General features: G+C 74.2%; 27 protein-coding genes. 19 read left to right on the top strand and 8 right to left on the bottom strand.

The window, feature by feature from the left end; all coding sequences use genetic code 11:
• Positions 1–29: 29 nt before the first annotated feature.
• Entirely contained in the window at positions 30–428 is a 399-nt protein-coding gene (locus OG937_06485; GenBank protein ID WUD78645.1) for an SgcJ/EcaC family oxidoreductase, read from the bottom strand.
• Positions 429–569: 141 nt separating this feature from the next.
• Here OG937_06485 and OG937_06480 point away from each other — a divergent pair, with 141 nt between their 5' ends.
• Positions 570–1,172: a GNAT family N-acetyltransferase gene (locus tag OG937_06480; protein WUD71364.1), complete on the top strand. Its 603-nt coding sequence runs from the start codon at positions 570–572 to the stop codon at positions 1,170–1,172.
• A 9-nt stretch (positions 1,173–1,181) separates the two neighbouring features.
• Here OG937_06480 and OG937_06475 read toward each other — a convergent pair whose 3' ends face one another.
• Positions 1,182–1,370 carry a DUF4236 domain-containing protein gene (locus tag OG937_06475; protein WUD71363.1) on the bottom strand — a complete coding sequence of 63 codons (189 nt, stop codon included), beginning with the start codon at positions 1,368–1,370 and terminating at the stop codon, positions 1,182–1,184.
• A gap of 97 nt (positions 1,371–1,467) precedes the next feature.
• Entirely contained in the window at positions 1,468–2,217 is a 750-nt protein-coding gene (locus OG937_06470; protein WUD71362.1) for a TetR/AcrR family transcriptional regulator, read from the bottom strand.
• A gap of 61 nt (positions 2,218–2,278) precedes the next feature.
• On the opposite strand from OG937_06470, the gene OG937_06465 reads away from it, so the two are divergent.
• Positions 2,279–3,703, top strand: a complete 1,425-nt coding sequence (locus OG937_06465; GenBank protein ID WUD71361.1) for a hypothetical protein — start codon at positions 2,279–2,281, stop codon at positions 3,701–3,703.
• An 18-nt stretch (positions 3,704–3,721) separates the two neighbouring features.
• Here OG937_06465 and OG937_06460 read toward each other — a convergent pair whose 3' ends face one another.
• Positions 3,722–4,873, bottom strand: a complete 1,152-nt coding sequence (locus tag OG937_06460; GenBank protein WUD71360.1) for a beta-lactamase family protein — start codon at positions 4,871–4,873, stop codon at positions 3,722–3,724.
• A gap of 179 nt (positions 4,874–5,052) precedes the next feature.
• On the opposite strand from OG937_06460, the gene OG937_06455 reads away from it, so the two are divergent.
• Complete coding sequence (locus OG937_06455) at positions 5,053–6,315, top strand: FAD-dependent oxidoreductase (protein WUD71359.1); 1,263 nt, start codon at positions 5,053–5,055, stop codon at positions 6,313–6,315.
• Positions 6,316–6,360: 45 nt separating this feature from the next.
• Here OG937_06455 and OG937_06450 read toward each other — a convergent pair whose 3' ends face one another.
• On the bottom strand, positions 6,361–6,951 hold the full coding sequence (locus OG937_06450; protein WUD71358.1) for a TetR/AcrR family transcriptional regulator: 591 nt from the start codon (positions 6,949–6,951) through the stop codon (positions 6,361–6,363).
• A gap of 247 nt (positions 6,952–7,198) precedes the next feature.
• Between OG937_06450 and OG937_06445 the strand changes: the two genes are divergently transcribed.
• The 14 genes from OG937_06445 (at position 7,199) to OG937_06380 (ending at position 22,354) form a co-directional block, all read left to right on the top strand.
• Positions 7,199–8,668: an MFS transporter gene (locus tag OG937_06445; GenBank protein WUD71357.1), complete on the top strand. Its 1,470-nt coding sequence runs from the start codon at positions 7,199–7,201 to the stop codon at positions 8,666–8,668.
• 116 nt (positions 8,669–8,784) lie between these two features.
• Positions 8,785–9,840: an aldo/keto reductase gene (locus OG937_06440; protein ID WUD71356.1), complete on the top strand. Its 1,056-nt coding sequence runs from the start codon at positions 8,785–8,787 to the stop codon at positions 9,838–9,840.
• 143 nt (positions 9,841–9,983) lie between these two features.
• The gene (locus OG937_06435; protein ID WUD71355.1) at positions 9,984–10,583 is read left to right on the top strand and encodes a sulfite oxidase-like oxidoreductase; all 600 of its coding nucleotides are present in this window, start codon (positions 9,984–9,986) and stop codon (positions 10,581–10,583) included.
• Positions 10,553–11,308 carry a ferredoxin reductase gene (locus tag OG937_06430; GenBank protein ID WUD71354.1) on the top strand — a complete coding sequence of 252 codons (756 nt, stop codon included), beginning with the start codon at positions 10,553–10,555 and terminating at the stop codon, positions 11,306–11,308. Before OG937_06435 ends, OG937_06430 begins: the two co-directional genes overlap by 31 nt.
• 37 nt (positions 11,309–11,345) lie before the next feature.
• Positions 11,346–11,681: a hypothetical protein gene (locus OG937_06425; protein WUD71353.1), complete on the top strand. Its 336-nt coding sequence runs from the start codon at positions 11,346–11,348 to the stop codon at positions 11,679–11,681.
• Positions 11,682–11,840: 159 nt separating this feature from the next.
• Entirely contained in the window at positions 11,841–12,149 is a 309-nt protein-coding gene (locus OG937_06420) for a hypothetical protein (protein WUD71352.1), read from the top strand.
• A 32-nt stretch (positions 12,150–12,181) separates the two neighbouring features.
• Positions 12,182–12,697: a hypothetical protein gene (locus OG937_06415; GenBank protein WUD71351.1), complete on the top strand. Its 516-nt coding sequence runs from the start codon at positions 12,182–12,184 to the stop codon at positions 12,695–12,697.
• Positions 12,698–12,761: 64 nt separating this feature from the next.
• Positions 12,762–14,831 carry a SpoIIE family protein phosphatase gene (locus OG937_06410; GenBank protein ID WUD71350.1) on the top strand — a complete coding sequence of 690 codons (2,070 nt, stop codon included), beginning with the start codon at positions 12,762–12,764 and terminating at the stop codon, positions 14,829–14,831.
• Positions 14,832–15,020: 189 nt separating this feature from the next.
• Positions 15,021–16,631 carry a benzoylformate decarboxylase gene (gene mdlC, locus OG937_06405; protein WUD71349.1) on the top strand — a complete coding sequence of 537 codons (1,611 nt, stop codon included), beginning with the start codon at positions 15,021–15,023 and terminating at the stop codon, positions 16,629–16,631.
• 23 nt (positions 16,632–16,654) lie between these two features.
• The gene (locus tag OG937_06400) at positions 16,655–17,395 is read left to right on the top strand and encodes an SDR family oxidoreductase (GenBank protein ID WUD71348.1); all 741 of its coding nucleotides are present in this window, start codon (positions 16,655–16,657) and stop codon (positions 17,393–17,395) included.
• Between the two features lie 69 nt (positions 17,396–17,464).
• Positions 17,465–18,142: a GAP family protein gene (locus OG937_06395; protein ID WUD71347.1), complete on the top strand. Its 678-nt coding sequence runs from the start codon at positions 17,465–17,467 to the stop codon at positions 18,140–18,142.
• Between the two features lie 229 nt (positions 18,143–18,371).
• Positions 18,372–20,009, top strand: a complete 1,638-nt coding sequence (locus OG937_06390) for an ATP-binding cassette domain-containing protein (GenBank protein WUD71346.1) — start codon at positions 18,372–18,374, stop codon at positions 20,007–20,009.
• A 125-nt stretch (positions 20,010–20,134) separates the two neighbouring features.
• Positions 20,135–21,751: an ATP-binding cassette domain-containing protein gene (locus OG937_06385; protein WUD71345.1), complete on the top strand. Its 1,617-nt coding sequence runs from the start codon at positions 20,135–20,137 to the stop codon at positions 21,749–21,751.
• Between the two features lie 87 nt (positions 21,752–21,838).
• Complete coding sequence (locus OG937_06380) at positions 21,839–22,354, top strand: CGNR zinc finger domain-containing protein (GenBank protein WUD71344.1); 516 nt, start codon at positions 21,839–21,841, stop codon at positions 22,352–22,354.
• A 162-nt stretch (positions 22,355–22,516) separates the two neighbouring features.
• Here OG937_06380 and msrA read toward each other — a convergent pair whose 3' ends face one another.
• The gene (gene msrA / locus OG937_06375) at positions 22,517–23,029 is read right to left on the bottom strand and encodes a peptide-methionine (S)-S-oxide reductase MsrA (GenBank protein ID WUD71343.1); all 513 of its coding nucleotides are present in this window, start codon (positions 23,027–23,029) and stop codon (positions 22,517–22,519) included.
• Between the two features lies 1 nt (position 23,030).
• Positions 23,031–23,498: a peptide-methionine (R)-S-oxide reductase MsrB gene (gene msrB, locus OG937_06370; protein WUD71342.1), complete on the bottom strand. Its 468-nt coding sequence runs from the start codon at positions 23,496–23,498 to the stop codon at positions 23,031–23,033.
• 153 nt (positions 23,499–23,651) lie between these two features.
• On the opposite strand from msrB, the gene OG937_06365 reads away from it, so the two are divergent.
• Both OG937_06365 and OG937_06360 read left to right on the top strand, forming a co-directional pair.
• A complete protein-coding gene (locus OG937_06365; protein WUD71341.1) occupies positions 23,652–24,329 on the top strand; it encodes a sigma-70 family RNA polymerase sigma factor in 678 nt (225 codons plus the stop codon).
• On the top strand, positions 24,326–24,541 hold the full coding sequence (locus OG937_06360) for a hypothetical protein (GenBank protein WUD71340.1): 216 nt from the start codon (positions 24,326–24,328) through the stop codon (positions 24,539–24,541). The genes OG937_06365 and OG937_06360 overlap by 4 nt, the downstream gene beginning before the upstream one ends.
• A gap of 6 nt (positions 24,542–24,547) precedes the next feature.
• On the opposite strand, the gene OG937_06355 is transcribed toward OG937_06360, so the two are convergent.
• Complete coding sequence (locus tag OG937_06355) at positions 24,548–25,477, bottom strand: pyridoxamine 5'-phosphate oxidase family protein (GenBank protein ID WUD71339.1); 930 nt, start codon at positions 25,475–25,477, stop codon at positions 24,548–24,550.
• Positions 25,478–25,509: the final 32 nt, after the last annotated feature.

Raw genomic sequence — 25,509 nt, 5'->3', positions numbered from 1 at the left:
CGCGGACCGAGCGCAATGCGCGCGGCCGGTCAGCCCGCGTGCGGGAAGGAGTGGTGCTCGTGCGCGACCACCCACCGGCCGTCCTGCTTGCGCAGCCCGAGCGTGAGGCGGAGCCTGAATCCGGGGTCCCGGGCGAAGTCCTCCGGGGTTCCGCAACGGAGCAGGGCGTACGCGAACGCCACGTCGTCGCCGGCGGTGACCTCCAAGGACACGATCTCGAACGAGGCGCCGCGGGCCTGCCAGTCGAAGAACGGCGGCCACACCTGCCGGTACGCGGGCAGGCCGCGGACGCCGTCGTGGGGAGGCGGCACGTCGAACATCACGATGTCCTCGCCGTGGTCGGCGACCACGGCGTCCAGGTCGCCCCGGTGCACCGCCTCCGCCCAGCGCTCGATGAGCGCCCGGATCCGCGCCTCGTCGTCCCGCATGGTGCCGTCCTCCCGTGCCGCCGCCGCGGCGATCACCGTCCGTCGCCATCCTGTCCGCCAAGGGTGATGGGGCGGAGGGGGCGGGTGGGCGGGAATCCGCGAGTTGGTGCGGCCGCGTGCCCGCCCGATTAGCGTGCGGATATGGCACTACGCTTCCCCGCTTCGGTCACCATCGACGGCCGGTACGCGCGGCTGGTCCCGCTCTCGCCGCTGCACGTCCCGGCGCTGTTCGCCGCGGCGCGCGCCGACGAGGGGATGTGGCGCTGGCTGTCGACGACGCCGCCCGGTTCGCCCGGCGAGATGGCCTCGCTGGTGGAGCAGCGGTTGGCGCAGGCCGCGGCGGGGGAGTCCGTGGTGTTCGCGGTCGTCCCGCACGCCACGGAGCGCCCGTCGGGCTGGGCCGCGTACGTCGACGTCTCGGTCGTCGACGAGCGCGTGGACATCGGCTGGAGCTGGCTGGACCCGGCCCTGTGGGGCGGCCCGGTGCACCTGGAGACCCACTTCATGCTGGTGTACTACGCCTTCGAGGACCTGGGCTTCGGGCGCGTCCAGTGGCGCCTGGACGACCTCGACCTGCCGACCCAGGACGCGGTCTCCCGCATCGGCGGCATCCGCGAGGGCGTGCTGCGCCGGCACTGCCGCCGGGTCGACGGGTCGTGGCGCGACACCGTGTACTACTCCCTGGTCGCCACGGAGTGGCCGGCCGTGCGGGAGCGGTGGATGTCGGGCTGGATCCTCGAATGACGAGGGGCCTCAGTGCCCCTTGCGCGTGCGGCGCCAGGAGAACGGCCCCGGGAGGTCGACGGATTCGGTGCGCTCACCGCGGGTGTTGACGGTGTGGTGGACGCCCTTGCTGCCCGTGGTGATGGACAGCGAGCGCTTGTTGATGTTCAGGCGGACGCCGGGCAGGATCCGGAACGACTTGCGGAAGCGAAGAGGCACGTCGTGCTCCTTTCCGAGGGTTCGGTCTGGAGTACGTGTGCCCTGCTGACGGCCTTTCATCGGGGCCCGTTCCCACGGGTGTCGCGGATGCCCGGTGTCAGGCCGCGCCGCCGCCGGCCGGCAGGCGTGCGGCGATGCCGTCGATGAGGAAGGCCAGGCTGAGCTCGAACTGCCCGTCCGCGTCCGGCCCGGAGGGCGCCTCCATCCACCGCGCGAGCAGTGGGTGCCGCCCACCCGCCGCGGCCAGTTCGCGGGCGGCGGTGACGGCCGCGGCGAGTTGCTGCGGGGTGTGGATGCCGTGGCGGCGCCGCATGGCGAGCTCCTCGGCCTCCTGCTGCGCGCTGCCGAGGACGTGCCGGTCGAGGAGCGCCGCGTAGGTCATGGCCTCGCCCAGCGTGGCGCCCTGGCGTACGAGCAGCTGGAGGACGAATTCGGTGCGGCGCATCATGTGCGGCCCCAGCGGCGGGCGCGTGGGGGCGAGCTGGGCGAACCACAGATGCCGCTTGACCGCGTCCCAGCTGCCGGTGGCCACCGCGTGCAGATCGGCCCGCCAGTCGGCGTCCGGCACCGGGGGTAGCGGGATCTCCGCAGTGACGGCGTCGAGCATGAGGTCGACCAGGCCGTCCTTGCTCATCACGTGGCGGTAGAGGGCCATCGGCGTGTACGGGCCGAGCCGCTTGGCCACCGCGGCCATCGTGAGAGCCTGCGCGCCGCCCTCATCGGCGACGGCGATCGCGGCGCGCACGATGTCCTCCCGCTCCAGCGGGCTCTGGCGGCGCCGCGGCGCGGGCTGCGTCCAGATCAAGGGGGCCGCGGCGCCTTCCGGGGTCTCCTTCGTCTCCTTCACGGGGGGAGTTTACAACGTCAGCTAAAGTATATGGCATATACGTAAGAGTGAGGGAGCAGTCATGAGCCAGCCCACGGCCCCGGCCGGGATCCGCCTCGGCGTCGTCAGGGGCATCAGCTACGGGATGTTCGGGGCGCCGGACAGCTTCGTGCCGGAGACGCGGGAGCTCGGCGCGGGGCTGGTGCGCGTCTTCCTCTACTGGGGGCAGGTCGAGCCGGAACCCGGACGGTACGACTGGTCCGTCGTCGACGCCGTCCTCGGGCAGCTCGACCCGGCGGCCGAGCTCTGGGTCACCGTCTGTTCCAGCTCCCCGTGGGCGACCCGGCAGCCCACCGGCTTCCTCCCGTCCTCACCCGCGCTCGACCCCGCCGGGTACGAGCGCTTCGTCGGCGACCTGGTCGCCAGGTGCCGGGGACGCGTGGACCACTGGCAGTGCGGCAACGAGCCCAGCAACACCGGACTCCTGTGGGCGGGCACCGCGGCGGAGTACGTCGGACAGCTCACCGCCTTCCACCGCGCCGTACGCGCCGCGGACCCGGCCGCCTCGGTCGTCCTCGGCGGCTGCGGGTACGACGTGCTGTCCGGCCCCGCGGACGGCGAGGCCCGGCGGTTCTTCGACCACGTCGTCGAGCACGGCCGCGACGCCTTCGACCTCTTCGACGTCCACCTGTACGGGGACCCGCACGCGATCCCGGACCAGATCGCCCAGATGCGCGCGATGATGCGGCGGCACGGATACGAACGCCCGGTGGTGGCGGGGGAGTACAACGGCCCCACCCTCTTCGAGTTCCCCCGGGCCCAGGCGGAACTCGAGCGGGCGATGACGGCGGCCTTCACGGGGGCGGCGGAGCCGGGCGAGGCGCCGGACCGCGCGACCATGCGCCTGCTCTACGAACGTTCCCCCGAACTCCCGCCGGAGCTGCGCATGTTCATGGAGGACTGCCCTCCGGAGCTCGCCGCGCGCCGCGACCGCATCAACCGCCGCCAGATCGTCACCCGCACCGTCCTGGCCCTCGCCTGCGGTGTCACCCGCACGGCCTGCTGGAACCTGGCCCCGGAGATCCCCGGCTACCGCGACCGCCTCAACCTCATGGGCTTCCTCTTCGGCAGGCTCGCCCTGCTGGACTACGAGGGCACCGCCCTGACCCGCCGCCGCCCCGCCGCCGACGCCTTCGCCCTCCTGGCCGCGTACCTCGACGGCGTCACGGCCGTCCGCCGCCTCGCCACGGAGGACCGGTCCGGCCTGTACGCCTTCGAGGTGTCCCGGGAGGGCCGCGGCGCGCTCCAGGTCCTCTGGCGCTCCGGCGATCCCTTCACCGGCGAGGACGCCCCAGGGACCCTCGTCGACCTCCCCTGGCCCCACGCCGGCGCCCACGCGGTCGACGCCTTCGGCGCCGCCGTCCCGCTGCGCCGCGCCGACGGCACCGTCGGCGTCCCGCTCTCGGTCACCCCGGTCTTCCTCTCGACGGAGTCCCGGGAGGCGTGACCGGGCGGGCCCGGCGGCTCAGGCCCCGGCCGCGTAGGCCCAGAAGGCGCGCATCGTCGCCGGGGCGGCCGGGCCGGTCAGTTCGACCTGCGTGAGCAGCACCGTCACGGTGTCCGTGGACGGCGTGATGTGCGCCGCCGTGCCGGTGCCGCCGATCCAGCCGTAGCGTCCCGGTACGTTCCACGGGGCGACGGCCGCGACGTCCACCGAACCGCCGAAGCCCCAGCCCTGTCCCTCCAGGAAGACCGCGCTCGCGTCGCGTTCGGCGGGCGGCAGGTGGTCGGTGGTCATCAGCCGTACGGACTCCGCCGACAGCAGCCGGCGGCCGCCCGCGGCGCCTTCGGCGAGGAGCATCCGGCCGAAGGCGTACCAGTCGTCGACGGTCGACACCAGGCCGCCCGCGCCGGACGGGAACGCCGGAGGGGTGCTCCACTGGCCGTCGGGGGCGTCCACCAGCTCCAGCCCTCCCTCCGGATCCGGGCGGTAGTAGCCGGCGAAGCGGCCGAGGCCGGCACGCGGCACGGCGAAACCGGTGTCGGTCATGCCGAGCGGCTCGAAGATCCGCTCAGCCAGGAACTCGTCGAGCGGGCGGCCCGACACCCGTGCGACCAGGACGCCCTGGATGTCGGAGCAGGTGTTGTAGAGCCAGGCCTCGCCCGGCTGGTGCAGCAGGGGGATGGCGGCCAGCGTCGCCATCCAGGCGTCCGGTGCCATGACCTGCTGCGGCCGCGGCGGGCCCTGCTTGAGCTCGCCGAACAGCGGGGCGAGCGCGGGCAGGGAGAAGTCCGCGGGGAAGCCGTACCCGGCGCGCGAGGCCGGCAGGTCGAGGACGGTGATGGGCGCCGCGGCCGGCACCACGTCGTCGAGCGGGCCCGCCGGGGTGCGGACGACCATCGGTTCGGCCAGTTCGGGCAGCCATGCGGCGACGGGGTCCGACAGGGCGATCCGTCCGTCGTCGACGAGCATCATGACCGCCGCCGCGACAACCGGTTTGGTGATCGAGGCGATGCGGAAGAGCGAGTCCCTGGTCATGGGGGTGGGGTCCCCGACGCCGAGGGTCCCCGCGGCCGCCACCTCGACCCGGTCGCCGCGCGCCACCAGGCCCACGGCCCCCGGCACCGATCCGTCGTCCACGAACGCCTGCAGGATGTCGTGCAACCGCTGCTCCATCGCTCCGCCTTCCCTCGTGTGCCGTCACGGAGAGGACTCCCGACACGGCGCGGACTCATCGGTCCGCCGCCGCGCGGCCCGTTCGGCGGTGTGTTGCAGCGGGCGGCACCCGGGCACCCGCGTAGCGTACGGAAGGCCGGCCCGTATCGGGGTGTACACGGAGGAAAGGCACCGGATCCATGCAGCAGGAGCGCGGTGGCCGCTGTGACGTGATCGTGGTCGGGGGGGGCGCCGCCGGGCTGGCGTGCGCGGCGGACCTCGCCGTGGCGGGCCTGACGGTGCGGGTCCTGGAGGCCTCGGACGGGGTCGGCGGCCGGATGCGCACCGACCGGCACCGCGGCTTCCTCCTCGACCGCGGCTTCCAGGTCTTCAACACCTCCTACCCCCAGGTGAAGCGGCGCCTGGAGCTGGAGCCGCTGCGGCTGCGGCCGTTCACCCCCGGCGTCCTGGTGCACACCTCCGGCGGGCGGCTGCGCTTCGCCGACCCGACCCGGCCGCCGTACGCGACCGCCGACCTGCTGCCGGGACGGCTCGCGTCGGGGCGCGACCTGGCGGCGCTGGCGGTCCTGAGCGCCCGTGACATGGCGCTGCCCGCGGGAAGGCTGCGCGCGGGCGCGGACACCACGACGCTCACCGCGCTGGCCGCCGCGGGCATCTCGGCCGAGCTGGTGGAGACCCTGTTCCGGCCGTTCCTGTCGGGGGTCTTCCTGGAGGACGAACTGGAGACCTCCAGCCGCTTCTTCCACTTCGTGTGGCGCAGCATGCTGCGGGGCACCCTCGCCCTGCCCGCCGAGGGGATCGGTGCCGTGCCCGTCCAGCTCGCCGGGCGACTTCCCGAGGACACCGTCCGCACCGAGGCCCCGGTGCGCGAACTGACCGGCGACGGGGTGCTGCTGGAGGACGGCACGGACGTCACCGCGCCCGTCGTGGTGGTGGCCACCGGACCGGCGGCGGCCGCACGGCTGCTGCCCGGTCTCACCATCCCGTCGACGCGAACCGTGACGACGTACTACCACGCCGCCGACCGGTCGCCGCTCGCCGAACCGACGCTGATGGTGGACGGACGCCGCCGCTTCCTCAACACCGTGGTCCTCACCGAAGTGCAGCCCGGACTGTCCCCGGACGGCCGCGCCCTGGTGGCGACCTCCGTGCTCGGTGCACCGGGCCCCGCCGACGAGCCCGCCCTGACCGCGGCGCTGTCGGACGCGTACGGCACGGACGCCTCCGCCTGGGAGCCGCTGCACCGCTGCACCGTGCGCGAGGCGCTGCCCGCGATGCCGGCACCGCACCCGATGACCCGCACCACCCGCTTCGCGCCGGGGCGTCACGTGTGCGGCGACCACCGGGCGACCGGGTCGCTCCAGGGTGCGCTGGCCTCGGGCACGCGGGCCGCCCGCGAGGTGCTGTCGGACCGGCGCCGCGCGGCGACACGGCTGCGCTGAGGCGCCGGGACGACCGGGACGCGGGGCGGCCGGGGCGCGGGGCGCTCAGTCGATCGCGGCGTCCACGAGGGCGACGGCGATGGCGCGGGCGTGGGCGCCCGGCCCGGTGGCGTTCAGCGCGGTGCTGCGGGCGACGGCGCCGTCGTAGAGCAGGGCGAGCCGTTCGCCGAGCGCCTCGGGGTCACGGGCCCCCGCCACCCGTGCCAGGGCCGTCAGCCTGCGGGCGAACTCCCTCTTGTAGGCGGCCACCAGCAGGTGGACCGGGTGGTCGGGGTCGGGCACCTCGACGGCGGCGTTCAGGAAGGGGCAGCCGCGCAGCGGTCCGTCCGTCCGCCCCGGAGGCCAGTCGAAGATCGCCAGGAGTTGCTCCCGCGGGTCCGGGCAGGGCTCCCCGGGGGTCACCTCGGCGGGGAGCAGGCCGTCCTCGAGTTCGCGCAGATAGGCCTGGACGAGGTCGTCCTTGCTCGCGAAGTGCGTGTACAGGGTGCGCTTCGACACGTTGGCGACGGTGGTCAGCTGGTCCATCCCGGTCGCGTTGACCCCCTGGGCGATGAACAGCTCCGTCGCCGCCTTGAGGATCCGCTCCCGGGCGCCTCGGCCACTGCGCCGGCGTACGGGGGAGGGTGCGTCGCTCATGCCGTTAAGGATACCGATCGTTTTACTTCACCGGAAACGGCTGTTACGGTGGAGCGCGCAAGGAAACTGATCGGTTTACTTAAGGGCTCGGCGGACCCTCCCGCCGCCCCGTCCCGCGGACGCGGGCCGTGTCCCCGCGCACGCCTCCGCTTCCCGCCGCAGTGCCGCGGCGCCCCCCTTGTCCCCGTCGACCGGGCCGCCCGGCCCGCGTACGGCGCGACCGTGCCTCTTCCCCGGAGACAGACCCATGACCCGTCCCCCCTCGGACCCCGCCGGCGGCACCGCCGTCGTGCGGGCGCCCGCCCCCGGCGGCCCGGCGGCCGCGCGCCGTGCCCCGCACCCCGGGCTCGTGCTCGCCGTCCTTGCCGCGTCGGTGTTCCTCTCCGCCCTCGACGCCTTCGTCGTCAACGTCGCCCTGACCCCCATCGGGCACGGCGTGGGCGAGACCTCGCTCTCCCGGCTCAGCTGGATCCTCAACGGCTACGCGATCGTGTACGCCGCGCTGCTCGTCCCGGCCGGGCGGCTGAGCGACCGCTACGGGCGCAAGGCCGGATTCCTGCTCGGGCTCGGCGTGTTCACCCTCGCCAGCCTGGGCGCCGCCCTCAGCGGTGACCTGTGGGTCCTGGTCGCGTTCCGCTTCCTGCAGGCGGCGGGGGCGGCCGTCCTCACCCCGGCCAGCCTCGGGCTCGTGCTGACCACGGCACCACCCGCCAGGGTCACCCGCTCCGTGCAGGTCTGGGCGGCCAGCGGCTCGCTCGCCGCGGCGGCGGGACCGGTGGTCGGCGGCCTGCTCGTCCAGGTGGCCTGGCAGTGGATATTCCTGCTCAACCTGCCGATCGGCGCCGCCGCGTTCGTCCTGGCCGTACGGCTGCTGCCGGGCGGCCGCCCGGACACCGGCGGCCGGCTGCCCGACCTCGTCGGCGGGGCCCTGCTGGTGGTGGCGATCGGCATGCTCGCGCTGGGCCTGGTCCAGGGCCCGGAATGGGGATGGTCGGCGGCGCCGACCGTCGGAGCCTTCGCCTCCGCCGCGGCGGCGCTCGCGGCCTGCCTCCTGCGCTCGGCGCGCCACCCCGTCCCCGTCGTCGACCTGAGCCTGCTGCGCGACCGCGTGTTCGCCTCGGCGAACGTCGCCGCCCTGCTGTTCTACGCCGCCTTCGGTCTCCAGTTGCTCGGCCTGACCCTGTGGCTGCAGCAGGTGTGGCACTGGTCGGCCATCGAGACCGGCCTCGGCGTCGCGCCCGGCCCGGCCATGGTGTTCGCCGCCTCGGCCCTCGGGCGGCGGATCGGCCGGCGCGTCCCGGCCGGCACCGTCGCGGCGATCGGCTCGGCGCTGGTCGCCCTCGGTACCGCGTGGACCGCCCTCCATGCCGGAGGACGCCTCGACTACGCCGTCGACATCCTGCCCGGCTGGCTGGTCGCCGGGGTCGGCGTGGGACTCGCCCTGCCCACGATGATCTCGTCGGCCACCTCGGGCCTGCCCAGGGACCAGGCGGCCACCGGCAGTGCCGTCGTCACCATGGCCGGTCAGATCGGCACCGTGCTCGGCGTCAGCGGCCTGGTCGTCGTCCTGGCCGCCGCCGGTCCCCGGGACCCGGCGCACGCCTTCTCCCTCGCCTGGTGGATCTCGGCCGGCGTCGTGGCGCTGAGCGCCCTCGCCGCGCTGGGGATCAGCCCCCGGACCGTACGACCGTCGTCACCGCAGCAGGGAAAGGCGTGATGCGCCAACGGAGTTGACCCGGCCCGCGCCCCCCAGTGACCCCCCATTGACCACCCCCGCGGCACGCCGCACACCACCGCCCCACGGCAGCACCACCCCCGACAAGGAGAGACCTGATGCGTTACACGACCTTCGGACACCGGACCGGACTGCGCGTCTCGGAGTACGCCCTCGGCACCGGCAACTTCGGCACCCGCTGGGGCGCCGGCGCCGACCCGGACGAGTCCCGCCGGATGTTCGACAGGTTCGCCGAGGCCGGCGGCACCTTCCTCGACACCGCCGACAACTACCAGTTCGGCGAGTCGGAGGAGCTGCTCGGCCGCTTCATCGCCGCCGACCGCGACCACTTCGTCCTGGCCACCAAGTACAGCGTCGGCGCCGTCCCGCGCCCGGACGTCTCCGGGAGCGGCAACGGGCGCAAGAACATGGTCCGGTCGCTGGAGGCCAGCCTCAAGCGCCTCGGCACCGACCACCTCGACCTGTTCTGGGTGCACTTCCCGGACGAACTCACGCCGATGGAGGAGATCCTGCGCGGCCTGGACGACCTGGTGAGCTCCGGCAAGATCCTGCACGCCGCCCTGTCGAACTTCCCCGCCTGGCGCGTCTCCCGCGCCGTCACCCTCGCCGAGCTGAAGAACTGGGCCCCCGTCGCCGGCATCCAGGTCGAGTACAGCCTCGTGGAGCGCACCGCGGACCGTGAGGTGCTGCCGATGGCCGAGAGCCTCGGGCTGGGCGCCGCCCTGTGGTCCCCGCTCGGCGGCGGCCTGCTCACCGGCAAGTACCGCGGCGGCGACGAGGGCCGGCTCAGCGACCTGAAGACGCTGATCCACACCGAGTCGTCCGCCCAGAAGACCGCGGTCGTCGACACCGTCCTGGCCGTCGCCGAGGAGACCGCGGCGACTCCGGCGCAGGTGTCCGTGGCATGGCTGCGCGAGCGGGCCGCCCGCGCCGCGACGTCCTTCGTGCCGATCATCGGCCCGCGCAACACCGCCCAGCTCGAGGACTACCTCGGCGCGCTCGACGTGCGGCTCACCCCGGAGCAGTACACGCGCATGAGCGAGGTCAGCGCCGTACCGCTCGGCGTCCCCCACGAGGCCACCGCCGGCGTGCTGGAGCGGGTCCGCGGCGGCGACTCCTCCCTGGTGGTCGAGCCGCCCCGGCCGGTCGCCTGACCTCCTGTGGCGGCGCGGCCCCGGTCACGACCGACCGGGGCCGCGCCCGCCCGGGGCTCCGGTGGACCGGATTCCCCCGGTCCGCGATGCTGGGGTTCCGCACCACGACCGCGGGGCGGCGAGGAGAGGAAGGACGGCGCGGCATGCCCATCATCTCGCGCGGATTCCACGGCCGGCGCCCCACGTCGGGCAACACACTTCCGCCGGGACAGTACGAGACCTTCGACTTCCCCGTCATGTCCGCCGGCCCCACCCCACGGATCACCCGGGACGACTGGGAGTTCACCGTCACCACCGAGGACGGCACCCGCCACCGGTGGGACTGGGCGGAACTCATGGCGCTGCCCGCCGAGACGCCGACCGTCGACCTGCACTGCGTGACCAAGTGGTCGAAGTTCGGCACCCACTGGCGGGGCGTCTCCCTGGACGTACTGCTCGCCGACGTCGAGACCGCCGCCGAGTACGCGCTCGTTCACTCCTACGGCGGCTACACCACCAACCTGCCCCTGGAGGACCTCCTCGACGGACAGGCGTGGATCGCCCACGAGTACGACGGTGACGAGCTCGCCCCGGAGCACGGCGGCCCCGCCCGGCTGCTGGTCCCGCACCTGTACCTGTGGAAGTCGGCGAAGTGGGTCCGCGGCATCCGGCTGCTCCTGGACGACGAGCCGGGCTTCTGGGAGAGCGTCGGCTACCACGACTACGGAGACCCATGGCGCGAACAGCGGTACCAAGGCGACTAGGCGACCGCCTGCGCTGGCGGGCCGCCGAACTGGTGGAACGGCGCGCCGAGTCCGAGGCGGCGTGGACCCTTGTGCTCGACGTGCCCGGCTGGCCCGGCCACCTGCCCGGACAGCACCTCGACCTCCGGCTCACCGCGGAGGACGGCTACAGCACCCAGCGCAGCTACTCCCTGGCGTCCGCGCCCGACGGCGACCGGATCGAACTGACCGTCCAGCGCGTCGAGGACGGCGAGGTCTCGCCCTACCTGACCGACGACCTCGCCGTCGGCGACGCCGTCGAGATCCGCGGCCCCGTCGGCGGCTGGTTCGTCTGGCGCCCCGAGCAGACCGAACCGGTCCTGCTGGTCGCGGGCGGTTCCGGGCTCGTCCCGCTCATGGCGATGGTCCGCGCCCGCGCCGCGGCGGGCAGCCGCGCCCCGTTCCGGCTGCTGTACTCCGTGCGCACGCCCGGAGACCGGTTCTACGCGGCCGAACTGGACCGGGGCGAGCCCGGCCTCGACACGACTCACCTCTACACCCGCTCGGCGCCGGACGGCGGGACCCGCCCCGCGGGCCGGCTCCAGGCGCGCGACCTGGCCGAATGGGGCTGGCCCGCGGACTTCGAGCCCACCTGTTACGTGTGCGGCCCCACCGGCTTCGTTGAGACGGCCGCGGGCCTGCTGGTGGCCCTCGGCCATTCCCCGGACCGGATCCGCACCGAGCGTTTCGGTCCCAGCGGGGGATGACCCCGCGCCACCGCACCGGAGGGAGACCACCCCACCCATGACCGAGCGCTACGCCGCCCGCGTGATCGAGGTGCCCGACGAGGGCATCCGCCTCCACCCGACGGAGGGCTCGGCACCGCCCGAGCAGCCGACCGAGGTCAACCTGCTCGGCATGGCCGTCGCCCTGGCCCTCGGTGCGGCCGGCTACGAGCACCACCCCACCCTGCGCGACCCCCGGTTGCAGACCCTGGACGCGCTGCTCGCGGGCGAGGCCGTGATGCCCTGGCGTCTGCCCGCCGCCGGGACCGGGACCGCTGCGTACGTCGAGTGCGAGCGGTCCGGCTCCGGTGTCTTCACCTGCACGGTCCGGCACCGGCCCGCCGACGGGGCCTGAGCGCTGCCTGCGCCCCTGGGGGTGGTACCGCCGTTCCCAGGTTCACCGGGGCCTCCCCCACCTGCGATGGAGGGCGCCGCGCCCGCTGTTCCAACGGATCGACGGGTGGTGGTCCGGAGACGGACGCCACGGAGACCGCGGATGAGGAGAGCAGTGCCGATGCTTGCCACCGTCACCGCCCCCGAGGACCGATGGTTCGTGGGATTGCGGTTCAGCACGGCCCGGGGTGCCGTGCGCAGCCACTACTACGTGGTCGGCGAGGCCGCCGACGCGGAGGACGCCGTGCGGACCGCCATGCTCCGTGCCGCGGACGCGTACGAGTGCGCGGCGCGGGGGAACGCCGCGATCGACGGGGTCGAGGTGCGCCGTCTGCGCTGGAACCCCCTGGGCTGGGCCTACCTCACCGCCTCGGACCGGGACGCCGGCGCAGCCCTGTGCCTCGGGATCGGTGGCACGGCAGACTGCTGACCCTCATCCGGGCGGCACCAAGGCGGGACGGCGTGGAGCACCTGATCACCCTGGACGACTCCGGGCGCATGGTGGCCACGGACCGCGCGGCCCTGGCACGGGCGGTGGCCGGACTGCTCGACGGCCCCCTCGACCGTCCCGAGCCGCTGCGCAGCGCGGGCCTGGGACACCTGGTAGTGGGCCACCACGAGGAGGCCCTCGCCCTCCTGGAGCGCTCACTGGCGCTCGCCGTCGCCGTGCACATCAACCTGGGAGACGCCCACCGCTACGCCGGTGCCCTCTACCACCGGGCCCTGCGCCTGGCCGGGACGCACGCCCCGGACCTGCTCTCCTTCTGCTTCCAGCACCTGGGCAAGCAGCGCCTGGACCAAGGGCGCACCGAAGAGGCCCGCGCGTGGCTGGACAAGGCCCTGCGGCGGCGGCGCGCCCAGGGAGAGGCCTCACTCGTCGCGGCCACGGAGGCGGCGCTGCGGCTCGTCGAGCGGGCCGGGCACGCCGCTTCCCGCCGCCCGGCTCCCGGTGGCGCGGCCGGCCCCTCGGTGGGTTAACTGGGCTAGTCGATGGGAGGTGGACCGTGCCTCGTGACCAGCGACCCGGGCATGGACCGTGGCCATGACCGGTACCGGCAACGGCGAGGGCGCCCCGGACGGCGCGTGCATCTTCGAGAAGGCCCTGTTCGAGCAGGCCAGGGCGGGCCTCGAGATGTACGACATGCGGTTGCGCGTCCTGCGCGCCAACCCCGCGGCCCTGGCCGTGCGCGGGCTGCCGGCGGACGTGGTGATCGGCGCCGCCCTCGGTGACCTGGACGACCGGATCCCGCTCTCGCCCGTCATGAACGAGGTCCTGGAGGGCGGTTCCGCGGTCCTCGACCGTCCCGTCAGCGCGTACCCGGCCACCGATCCGGGCAACCGCCACGACTACGCCGTCACCGGCTTCGTCCTGCGGGACGGCGGGCGGCCCATCGGCGTCGCCGCGATGGTCCACGACGTGACCCGCGACCTGCGCAAGCAGAAGGAACTGGACCTCCTGAACATGGCGCGGGCCGGCATCGGCAGCTCGCTGGACCCGCTGCGTACGGCGCAGGAACTGGCCGACATCGCGGTGCCGTGCTTCGCGGACGCCGTCGCGGTCGACCTGATGGAGTCCGTGCTCACCGGGGACGCGCCCGTGGGCCCGGTGACAATCCGGATGCCGATGCGGCGCGCCGCGTTCACGTCCCGCGAGGGGCAGTACGGCGCCTACCCCGTGGGCAGCGCCAGTCACTTCGCCTTCCCCACGCCGTACACGCAGGCCCTGGGCGACCTGCGGCCCCGGCTGGTGGACGCGGTGCCGTCGTCCGGCGGATGGCTGGTGCACGACCGGGCGCGCGCGGAGTTCATCGCGCGTTCCGGGGCGCACTCGCTGATCGTGACGCCGCTGACCGTCCACGGGCTGGTCATGGGCCTGGCCAGCTTCTACCGGGACGGGTCGCGCCCGGTGCCCTTCGACGAGGAGGACCTGTCGCTGGCGACCCAACTGGCCACCTGCACGGCGATCTGCGTCGACAACGCCCGCCGTTTCACCCGCGAGCACACGGTCGCCACCGCGCTGCAGCGCAGTCTTCTGCCGCGCCGGCCGCCCGAGGCGGCGGGGGTGCGGTCCTCGCACTGCTACATGCCCGGCCGCTACGGCGCCCACTGGTTCGACGTCCTCCCGCTGTCGAGCTGCCGGGTCGGGCTCGTCATCGGGTACGTCGCCGGGGAGGACCTGCAGGCCTCCACCGCGATGGGGCGGCTGCGGACCGCCGCCTCCACGCTGGCCGCGATGGACCTCCCGCCCGACGAGCTGCTGGCCCACCTCGACGACGCGGGCCGGCGGCTGGCGCGCGAGCAGGACGCGGACCCGGTGACGCTGCACCACGCGCGGCCGCCCTTCACCGCCTCCTGCCTGTACGTGACGTACGACCCGGTCACCCGGACGTGCGCGGCGGCCTCCGCCGGGCACGCCTCCCCTCTGCTGACGGGGCCCGACGGGGTGGTGAGCACGCTGGAGGTACCGGCCGGGCCGGCGCTCGGCCACGGCACGCCCTACGAGACGGTGACCACGCAGCTGCGGGCCGGCAGCCTGCTGACGCTCTACTCCGACGGCAGCGCACACCGCCACCCGGCCGAGGCCGAGGAGCGGCTCACCCGGCTGCGCAAGGTGGTCGCAGAACCCGCGGCCGCCCCCGGGGAGGTGTGCGACGAGATCGTCTACAAGGTGCTGCGCGGCGCGACCCCGCAGGACGGCGCCGCCCTGCTGCTGGCCAGGACCCGGACCATCGCCCCCGACCACATCTCCAGCTGGACCTTCCCCGCCGAGGCGCCCTCCGTCCGCGAGGCCCGCCGTGCCGCGCACGGCCGGCTGGCGCAGTGGGGGCTGGAGGACCACGCCCCGGTCACCGACCTGGTCGTCAGCGAACTCGCCACCAACGTCATCCGGCACGCGAGGGGCCCCATCCGGTTGCGGCTGATCCTCGACCGGGGACTCACCGTCGAGGTGCACGACGACGCCGACACCGCGCCGCACCTGCGCCACGCCCGTCTGCAGGACGAGGGCGGACGCGGTCTGTTCATCGTCGCCTCCCTCACACGGCACTGGGGCACGCGCTACGAGGAGACGGGCAAGACGATCTGGGCCGAGCAGGAGCTGCCGAACCTCTGAGGCGGGCCGCCACCGGGGCCCGTTCGCCCGCGCCGCCCGTTGGGATGATCGCACCGCGCGGCACGTCCGATGTGCGGGGTGGGTGCGGTGCGAGCGTCTAACGTCACCGTGTGTGGCGACATGTGACACCCCGCGATCGGCGGGTGCCGTCCGCCTCGGCGTCCACGGGCCCTGGGAGCACTGCGCACCATGAGCGAGCGATCCACCGTCCACTCGGTGACCTACGACCTGCTGCGGTCACTGCGGCTGACCACGGTCTTCGGCAACCCGGGATCCACCGAGGAGACGTTCCTCCAGGACTTCCCGGACGACTTCACGTACGTCCTGGCCCTGCAGGAGGCCTCCGTCATCGCCATGGCGGACGCCTACGCCCAGACCACCCGCCGCCCGGCGCTGGTGAACGTGCACTCGTCGGCCGGGCTCGGCAACAGCGTCGGCAACCTGGTCGCCGCGTACCACGGGCACACCCCGCTGATCGTCACCGCGGGCCAGCAGCACCGCGAACTCGTCATCGGCGAGCCCTACCTGGGCAACCGCGAGGCGACGACCCTGCCCAAGCCGTGGGTGAAGTGGTCGTACGAGCCGGCGCGCGCGGAGGACGTGCCCGAGGCCTTCATGCGCGCCTACGCCACGGCCCTGCAGCCGCCCGCGGGGCCGGTGTTCCTGTCGATCCCGCTCGACGACTGGAACCGGCCGCTGACCGGCCCCGCCGTCCTGCGCGACGTCAGCACGGCGTACGCGCCGGACCCGGAACGCCTGCGGCGCTTCGCCGCACGCATCACGGCGAGCCGGCGTCCCGCCCTGGTCTTCGGGCCCGAGGTGGACCGCGCCGGCGGATGGCAGGCCGCCCTGGCGCTGGCCGAGCGGCTGAAGGCGGCGGTCTACAGCCCGCCGCTCGCGGACCGCGCGTCGTTCCCCGAGGACCACCCCCTCTACCGGGGCCCGCTCGGCATGTCGGTGCGGGCCATCGGCGAACGGCTCACCGGCCACGACCTGGTGGTCGTCATCGGGGCCGAGGTCTTCCGGTACTACCCGTACGTGCCCGGCGAGATCCTGCCGCCGGGGACCGAACTGCTGCACATCACGAGCGACCCGGCGGTCGCCGCGGCCGCCCGCGTCGGCGACAGCCTCCTGGGCGACGCCCGGATGTCGATCGAACTCCTCATCGAGGAGGTCGCCGACGGCGGCGACCGCGAACGGCCCGAGCCCATGCCGCGCCCGCGGAAGCTGCCGCGGACCCCGAGCAGCCCGCCGACGCCCGCCGAGGTCTACGCCACCCTCGCCGAGGTCCGCCCGGAGCACGCCGTCTTCGTCAACGAGTCCACCTCGACCATGGCCGAGCACGCCGAGTGGCTGCCCACCGTGGAGCCCGGGTCCTTCTTCGCCACCGCGAGCGGCGGCATCGGCTGGGCCCTGCCGGCCGCCGTCGGCATCGCCCTCGGCGACCGGGACCGCGGGGTCAGGCGTCCCGTGGTGGGCCTGATCGGGGACGGTTCCTTCCAGTACTCGGTGCAGGGGCTGTGGACCGCCGTGCAGCAGGGGCTGCCCGTCGTGTACGTCGCGATGCGCAACGGGGAGTACTCGATCCTGAAGTCCTTCGCCGACCTGGAGCGGACCCCGGGCGTGCCCGGACTCGACCTGCCGGGACTGGACATCGTGTCCGTGGCGCGGGGCTTCGGCTGCCGGGCCGTCGAGGTGGCGAGCACGGCCGAGCTGGAGAAGGAGTTCACGGCGGCCCTGGAGTCCGGCGTCACCTGCGTCATCGTGGTGACCACCCGGCCCCGGAAGATCACCCTCTGAGGCGCGAGGAACGGAAAGCCGTCATGGATCTGGGATGCCGGGACCACGTCTACCTGCTGACCGGCGGCAGCCGGGGACTCGGCCGGGCCGTGGCGGAGGTGCTGACCGCCGAGGGCGCCCGGGTGGTGGTCACCGGACGCAGCGCCGCCTCCGTCGCTGACGCGGCCCGGGACCTGGGCGGTGATGCCCGCGCCGTCGGCGTGGTCGCGGACAACGCCGACCCGGGCTCCGCCGACGAGGTCGTGGGCGCGGCGCTGCGGCACTTCGGCCGGCTGGACGGCGCCCTCGTCAGCGTCGGCGGGCCGCCCGTCGGCGCCGTGATGGACGTCGCGGACCAGGTGTGGCGGGATTCCTTCGAGTCCACGTTCCTGGGCGCGGTGCGGATCGCCCGGGCCGCCGCGAACGCGTTCACCGGCGAAGGCTCCCTCGCCTTCGTCTTGTCCTCGTCGGTCCGCGAACCGATCCCCGGGCTGGCCGTCTCCAACGGGCTGCGGCCCGGGCTGGCCATGGTGGCCAAGACGCTCGCCGACGAACTCGGCGGATCCGGCACCAGGGTGAACGGCCTGCTGCCCGCGCACATCGACACCGATCGCGCCAAGGAACTGGCCGTCCTGACCGGCGGCAGGCGCCCGGAGAACTCCCTGCGCCGCACGGGGCGGCCCCGGGAGTTCGCGACGGCCGCGGCCTTCCTCCTCTCGCCGGCCGCGAGTTTCCTGACCGGCGTGATGCTGCCCGTCGACGGTGGTGAGCTGCGGGCGCTCTGACGGCCCGGCGAAGCGGGCGACGAGCCAAGACACCCGGAGCGGCCGGGTGTGCGGTACGGAAGGGGAAAGGTGCTCGGCCAGGCTATCGGGGCCGTGCTGCCCGCGGCCCTCGCGGTGGCACTCAGCCCGTTCCCCGTGATCGGCGTCGTCATGATGCTGGGCGGAGGCGAAGGCCGGCGCAACGGCCCGCTCTTCGCGGCCGGATGGATCGCCGGACTCGTCGCCGTGGCCGCCGTCGTCGCCGTGGCGTTCGGCGGCGCCCACGACCCCCACAGCACCTCCTCGGCGGTCGCCGACTGGGGACGGGTGTGCGCCAGCAGCGCGCTCCTCGTCCTCGGCGTGCGCAAGTGGTGGCGCCGCCCGAGGGACGGTGACGAGGTGCAGGCGCCGGGCTGGACGAGGTCGCTGGACGAGGCGACGGCCGCACGCGCGCTGCTGCTCGGCCTCCTGCTGTCGGCGGCGAACCCGAAGAACCTCGTCCTGACGGCCTCGGCCGCGGCGTCGATCGTGGAGACCGGCGCGCAGGGCACGGACCTCGCCCTCGCCGTGGTCGCGTTCGTCCTCGTCGGTTCCTGCGTCGTGCTCGGCGCGGTGCTCCTGCACCTCACCGGCGGGGAGCGCGCGGCCCGCGTCCTGGACGGCCTGCGGCGGTTCATGGTCGCCAACAGCACGGTGATCCTGGTGGTCGTGCTGCTGCTCCTGGGCGCGAGCGTGCTCGGCGACGGCCTCGCCGGACTCGACCGCTGACCCTCGTGGCCCGTCGGGACGGCTGGTAGGGTGACGCGCGTTCGATCGGGAACCAAGGGAGTACGAACGTGGCGGGTGACGACGACATCTCCGGGTGATCCGGGTGTCCTCGGCCATGGGCGGGCGCGCACGACGCGCCGTCGCCGTGGCCGCTTCGTCATGCCATCCCACTTCCTTTCCCGTGCGGCGGCACCCTGCCCGCGCGCGGCGACCTCCCGAGGGCCCACCCATGTCCGACGCGTACGTCATCTGCTCACACCTGTCCTTCTCCTGGCCTGACGACACCCCCGTCTTCGAGGACCTGTCCTTCACCGTCGGCGGCGGCCGCACCGGTCTCGTGGCGCCGAACGGCGCCGGCAAGAGCACCCTCCTCAAGCTGATCGCGGGCGAGCACCGGCCCCGTGGCGGCACCGTCACCGTCAACGGGACGCTCGGCTACCTGCCGCAGAGCCTGCCGCTGGCGGGCGACCTCACCGTGGCCGAGGTCATGGGGGTCGCCGCCGTGATCCGCGCGATCGACGCCATCGAGTCGGGGGACACCGCGGAGGAGCACTTCACCACCATCGGAGACGACTGGGACATCGAGGAACGCACCCGCGTCGAGCTGGACCGGCTCGGCCTCGGGGACGTCTCCCTCGCCCGGCCGTTGCGCACCCTGAGCGGCGGCCGGATCGTCTCGCTCGGCCTGGCGGCGCAACTGCTCAAGCGGCCCGACGTCCTGCTGCTCGACGAACCCACCAACAACCTGGACATCGACGCGCGACGCGCGCTGTATGGGGTCCTGGAGGAGTGGCGCGGCTGCCTGCTGCTCGTCAGCCACGACCGCGAACTGCTCGACCGGGTGGACCGGGTGGCCGAGCTCGACGGCGGCGCGCTCCAGTTCCACGGCGGCAACTACACCCGGTACGAGGAGGCCGTGCGGGCCGCCCAGGAGGTCGCCGAGCGGAACGTCCGCAGCGCCGAACAGGAACTCAAGCGCGAGAAGCGCGAATTGCAGCAGGCCCGGGAACGGGCCGCACGCCGGGCCGGCAACGCGGCCCGCACCCTCGACAGCGCGGGCCTGCCCAAGATCTTCGCCGGGACGCTGAAGCGCCGCGCCCAGGAGTCGGCGGGGCGGTCGAACGAGACCCACTCGGCCCGGGTCGGCGAGGCCAAGGCACGCCTGGACGAGGCGGGCCGGGCCCTGCGCGACGACCAGCGGATCGTGGTGGAACTGCCCGGCACCCGGGTCCCCGCCGGACGCACGCTGTTCGTCGGCGAGGGGATGCGGATCCGCTACGACGGGCGGGACGTCTTCGCGGGCGAGGGCGCCGCCCTGACGATCCGCGGGCCGGAGCGGATCGCCCTGACCGGCCCCAACGGCGCAGGCAAGTCCACCCTGCTGCGCCTGCTCCACGGCGACCTCGAACCCGTGGACGGCGGCCGGGTCAGGCGTGCGGACGGCCGGGTCGCGTACCTGTCGCAGCGCCTGGACCTGCTGGACGCCGACCGCACGGTGGCGGAGAACCTCGCGCGGTCCGCCCCGGCGACGCCGGAGGCCGAGCGGATGAACCTGCTCGCCCGCTTCCTGTTCCGGGGGCAGCGCGCCCACCTGCCGGTCCGGGTGCTGTCCGGGGGCGAACGGCTGCGCGCCACCCTGGCGTGCGTCCTGTGCGCCGAGCCCGCCCCGCACCTGTTGCTCCTGGACGAGCCGACCAACAACCTCGACCTGGTCAGCGTGGGGCAACTGGAGAGCGCCCTGGCCGCCTACCAGGGCGCCTTCGTCGTGGTCAGCCACGACGTGCGGTTCCTCGAGCGGATCGGCGTCGACCGCCGGCTGCACCTGTCCGAGGGGCGGCTGCTGGAGACCGGCTCCGCCCCGGCGTAGCCCCGGGCCCGCGGCCGGCCTCCGGGCGGCGCCGCGTGCCACCCCTGCCGTCCCCCAGGCCCCAGCCTCAGCCCCGGCCCCGTCACGGCGGCCGGGGCCGCCGACCCCTTCCCCTGGTGATCCCCATGACCCCATCCGCCCTGTCCGCCCATGAGCTCGTCCGTACCTTCGGCAGCCGACGCGTGCTCGACGGCTTCTCCCTCACTGCCGCCCCCGGGCACCGGATCGGTCTGCTCGGCGAGAACGGTGCCGGCAAGTCGACTCTCCTCGAACTGCTCGCCGGAGTGGCCGAGCCCGACGACGGGACCGTGGTCCGCCCCCCTGACCTGGGCTTCCTGTGTCAGGAGCTGCCCTTCCCCGGCAGCGCGACCGTCGCCGACGTCCTCGACGACGCCCTGCGCGAGGCGCGCCGGCACCTGGCCGAGCTCGACCGGCTCGCCGCCGCCCTCGCCGAGACCCCGCAGGACGCGCCGGGCCACGGCGAACTGCTCGACGCGTACGCCGGAGCGCTCGACGCGGCCCAGGCCCAGGAGGTCTGGGACGCCGACCGCCGTGCCGGGATCGTGCTCGCCGGGCTCGGCCTCGGCGACGTCCCGCGCGACCGCGCGCTCTCGCGGTTGTCCGGAGGGCGGCGCGGCCGGCTGGCGCTCGCCGCGCTCCTGGTGCGACGGCCCACCGCGCTCCTGCTCGACGAGCCGACGAACCACCTGGACGACGACGCCGCGGCCTTCCTCGAGGAGCAACTGCGCGGCCTCCCGGGGGCCGTGGTGGTCGCCAGCCACGACCGGGCCTTCCTCGACGCCGTCTGCACCGATGTGATCGACCTCGACCCGGCCGCCGACGGCCCGACCCGCTACGGCGGCAACTACAGCGCCTACCTCAAGGAGAAGCACGCCGAACGGACCCGGTGGCAACGGCGTTTCGAAGCCGAGCAGGAGGAACTCGCCGAGCTGCGCCGGTCGGTGGACGTCACCGGGCACCGGGTCGCGCACGACCGGCCGAAACGCGACAACGAGAAGATGGGGTACGGCCACTCCGGCGGCCGTGTGCAGCAGCAGATCTCCCGGCGCGTCCGCAACGCCGCCCGCAGGCTGGGGCAACTGGAGCGCGACCAGGTCGCCCGGCCGCCGGAGCCGCTGCGGTTCCGTGCCGCCGCGCTCGCCGCCGGGTCCGCCGAGGGCGTCCTGCTGTCGCTGCGCGACGTCCACGTACCCGGCAGGCTCCGCCTGGACCACCTCGACGTGGCGGCCGCCGACCGGCTGCTGGTCACCGGGGTGAACGGGGCGGGGAAGTCGACCCTCCTGGCCGTGCTCGCCGGGCACCTGGCGGCGGCGGGCGGCGTACGCCGCAGGGAAGGCCTGACCGTCGGCCTGCTCACCCAGGACACGGTGTTCGAGCGGCCGCACCGCACGGCACGGGAGACCTACGCGTCGTCGCTCGGCGCCGAGCGCGCGGAGGCCGTGCCGCTGGCCGTCCTCGGGCTGCTCGGGGCTCCGGAGCTGGACCGGCCGGTGGGGCGGCTGTCCGTCGGGCAGCGGCGCCGGCTGGCCCTGGCCCTGCTGGTGGCCGACCCGCCCGAGCTGCTCCTGCTCGACGAGCCCACCAACCACCTCTCGCCCCGGCTCGCGGACGAACTGGAGGAGGCGCTCGGCCCGGGACCGGGGGCGATCGTCGTCGCCAGCCACGACCGGCGGCTGCGTTCCCGCTGGAGGGGCCGTGAACTGCGGCTGGAAGCCTCATGAGCCAGGCGACGCCCGCCGTGCCCATGCCCGGAGGTGTAACCTTCAAACACGTAATGAAGGGTTACCCGGGAATGGGGGGCGCCGAGCATGACGGCCGACACCACTGACGACGACTTCCTCCTGGAACTGCTCAACACGACACCGGTCGTCGAGGGCACCCAGGTGGACGAGCTGGCCGGCCCGGACGCCGGCCGCCGCTGGCTGCGCGCCCACGGCGGAACCGGCACGGCGCAGGAGCTGCGCCACCTCCTGGCGGCGCGCGACGTGCTGCAGCGCGTCGCGCGTGGGGACGGTGAGCCCGGCGACCTCCAGAAGCTGCTCACCGGGGTCGTCCGGGTGCCGCGGGTGACCGCGCACGGCATCGACTGGGAGCTCGAGGCCCCCGCGGACCGCATACCGGCCGTCCGGGCCGTCACGGTCTGGGGCGCGCTCCAGGAAGGCAGGCCCGGACGCCTGCGGCCCTGCGCCAACGAGGAGTGCCGGCTGTTCCTGCTCGACCGCAGCAAGGCCAACACCGCCCGCTGGTGCTCCATGGCCGCCTGCGGCAACCGGATGAAGGCCCGGCGCCACCACCGTCGCGCCCGCGCCACGGCCGCCGACTGACGTGCGACGGCGGCCCGGGGCCGCTGGGCCGTGTCGTCAAATGAGCGCCGGCCCGCCCGAAGGGCGGGCTCAGCGACTCATGTGACGACACGGCCTGGCCCCGGGCCGCCGAGGGCCGCCGCGCCGCCCGAGCCCGTCACCAGGGCGGCGCGACGGGGTCCGTCAGCCCTTCGCGCGGGCGGGCAGCCGCCAGTTCGGCCGCGGGAAGTGGCAGGTGTAGCCCTCCGGGTAGCGCTCCAGGTAGTCCTGGTGCTCGGGCTCGGCCTCCCAGAAGGGCCCGACGGGCTCGACCTCGGTGACGACCTTGCCGGGCCACAGGCCCGAGGCCTCGACGTCGGCGATGGTGTCCTCCGCGACACGCTTCTGCTCGTCGTCCACGTAGTAGATCGCCGAGCGGTAGCTCATGCCGATGTCGTTGCCCTGGCGGTTCTTCGTGGTCGGGTCGTGGACCTGGAAGAAGAACTCCAGCAGCGCCCGGTAGTCCGTCCGCTCGGGGTCGAAGAGGATCTCGATCGCCTCGGCGTGCGTGCCGTGGTTGCGGTAGGTCGCGTTGGGCACGTCGCCGCCCGAGTAGCCGACGCGGGTCGCGACGACGCCGGGCTGCTTGCGGATCAGGTCCTGCATGCCCCAGAAGCACCCGCCCGCGAGCACGGCCCTCTGTGTCTGTCCTGCCATGTCAATCCTCCGAATCGGTCCTGTCACCATTGTCGAACAACCCGAGGTAGGCCCCGTAACCTTCCCGCTCCAGGTCATCGGCGTGGATGAAGCGCAGCGAGGCGGAATTGATGCAGTACCGCAGGCCGCCCGCCTGCCGCGGGCCGTCGGGGAAGACGTGCCCCAGGTGGCTGTCGCCCGTCGCCGAGCGGACCTCGGTGGCCAGCCGTCCGTACGCCGGGTCGGGGCGCTCCACGACGGTGGTCCGGTCCAGCGGCCGGGTGAAGCTCGGCCACCCGCTGCCGCTGTCGTACTTGTCGACCGAGGCGAACAGCGGCTCCCCCGAGACCACGTCCACGTAGATCCCGGGCTCCTTGTTGTCCAGGTAGGCGCCCGTGAAGGCGCGCTCGGTGCCGTTCTCCTGTGTCACGCGGTACTGCTCCGGTGACAGTCGCGAGACGGCCTCCGGGTTCCTGCGGTAGCCGGTCACGGTCCCTCCTTGCTCGCGGCTCTCTCTTTTCCGTACGCCCATTGGTGACGGGGAACGCGCGGGTCTTACCTGCCGGGAACGACCGGTTTTCCGCGGGGCGCCGGGGGCGCCGCCGTGGAGGTGGGGGCGGGCGGCCGCGTCTAGGATCGCTGCATGGGTTCCGCAGAACACGACGGCCGGGCCGGTGACGGGGCCCGGGGCGGCCGGTCCCTCGACGCGGAGTCCGCGCAGTGGGTGCGGGCGCTCTCGGCGGACGGTGAGGCGTACGAGGAGGCGACCGGCCGGCTGCACGCGCTGCTGCTGCGGATCGCCTACGCCGAGCTGAACCGGCGCGGGTCGCGGCACGGCATCACCGGGCCGGAGCTGGACGACATCGCCCACCAGGCCGCGGCCGACGCGCTGCTGTCGATCACCCGGAAGATCGGCGACTTCCGTGGTGACAGCCGCTTCACGACCTGGGCGTACAAGTTCGTCATGAACGAGGTGTCCAGCAAGCTCGGCCGTCACTTCTGGCGGACGGCCGGCGTGCAGCTCGACCCCGAGGCGTGGGAGCGGCTCCCCGACCGGCTCGGCATCGACCCCGTCCGGCAGAGCGAGGCCCGTGAACTCGTGGACGCCCTGCGTGAGGCCGTCGAGGAGGAGCTCACCGAGCGCCAGCGCACGGTGTTCACCGCGCTCGCGGTCAACGGCGTGGACGCCGACACGCTCGCCGCGGAACTCGGGACGAACCGCAACGCGCTCTACAAGACGATGTTCGACGCGCGGCGTAAGCTCCGTGCCCGGCTCGCAGCCAATGGACATCTGCCCCTGACGACAGCGAGGCGCTCATGAACGACTGGCAGGGCCTTGACGACCTCCTGCGGACCGACCCCCTGGACCCCGGCTGCGACGCGGCGCTGGACATGATGGACGTCTACCTGGAGCTGTTCCTGGCGGACGCGGCACCGGAGCGGCGCTACCCCGGTGTCGCGGTGCACCTGCGCGGCTGCCCGGCCTGCGAGGAGGACTTCCGCGGGCTGCTGGCCGCGGTGACGGGCGGCTGATCGCGGTCAGGCGGTGAGCGGTGGGTTGAGCCGGTAGGGCAGGACGGCGTCCGCCCGGACCGGGACCCGCCCGGTGGCGACGTGCCGCGGGGTGAAGCGGACCCGGCGGCCGGTGCCGCCGTCGTCGCCGGCGGCACCGGGTGCGGTCCAGTCGACGACCGCGGTGCCGGACAGCTGCAACGTCGTCCCGGTGGCGAAGTCGACGAAGAGCAGGGCCGCGGCGGGGTCGCCGGCCAGGTTGCCGAGGCTGTTGAACATGTTGTTGCCGGGGTAGTCCGGCCACCACAGGCTGCCGTCGGGCGCCGTCCGGACGAATCCGGGCGGGCCGCCCCGGTGGGAGACGTCGGCGCCGTGTTCGGGGTGGGCGGTGCCCAGGAAGAAGGTGTCGGCCCGGCCCACCAGGGCCGCCTGCGCCGCGTCGAGCCGGTCGGCGGGCCGCACCTCGGCCGTGGGCGTGTCCTCGCCGCCGGGGGTGTCCGCCGGCGCCGGGCCGAGCAGGCGCTGCTGGATGTACTGGGGGCAGTTCCCGTACGCCTGGTCGACGGCGAGCTCGAAGCCGGCGTCGTCGGCCGCGGCGAGGGTGCCGTTGAGGCGCAGCCGGCGGCGGATCGCGAAGTCGATCACGATCAGGGCCGCGGCCCCGCCGACGGGGAGCACGGCGAGGGGGTCGCCCGTGCCGGGACGGGCGGCGACCCGTACGGCGTCGCCCCGGGTGGAGAGGAAGCCCGGGGTCCCCGTCAGCGGGGAGACCCACAGGCGTCCGGCCTCGTCGTGCGCGCCGAGCACGGCCAGGTCCCGGTCGGCGAGGAAGTGGGCCACGCCGCCGCCGAGGTGCGGCGGGTCGAGCATGCCCCGCAGGCGCGCGGCCTCGTGCGCGACGCCGGCACGTCGCTGGACGGAGAGTTCGCCCTCGTGGAAGCCGGTGTGGCGGGTCATGGCCCTCGCAATCGTCGTACGGCGGTGGGGGA

It is taken from the genome of Streptomyces sp. NBC_00510, assembly GCA_036013505.1.
Classification (GTDB): Bacteria; Actinomycetota; Actinomycetes; order Streptomycetales; family Streptomycetaceae; genus Actinacidiphila.
Note: the sequence above shows the minus strand (reverse complement) of the source record. Positions and strands in the feature narration are given on the sequence as shown.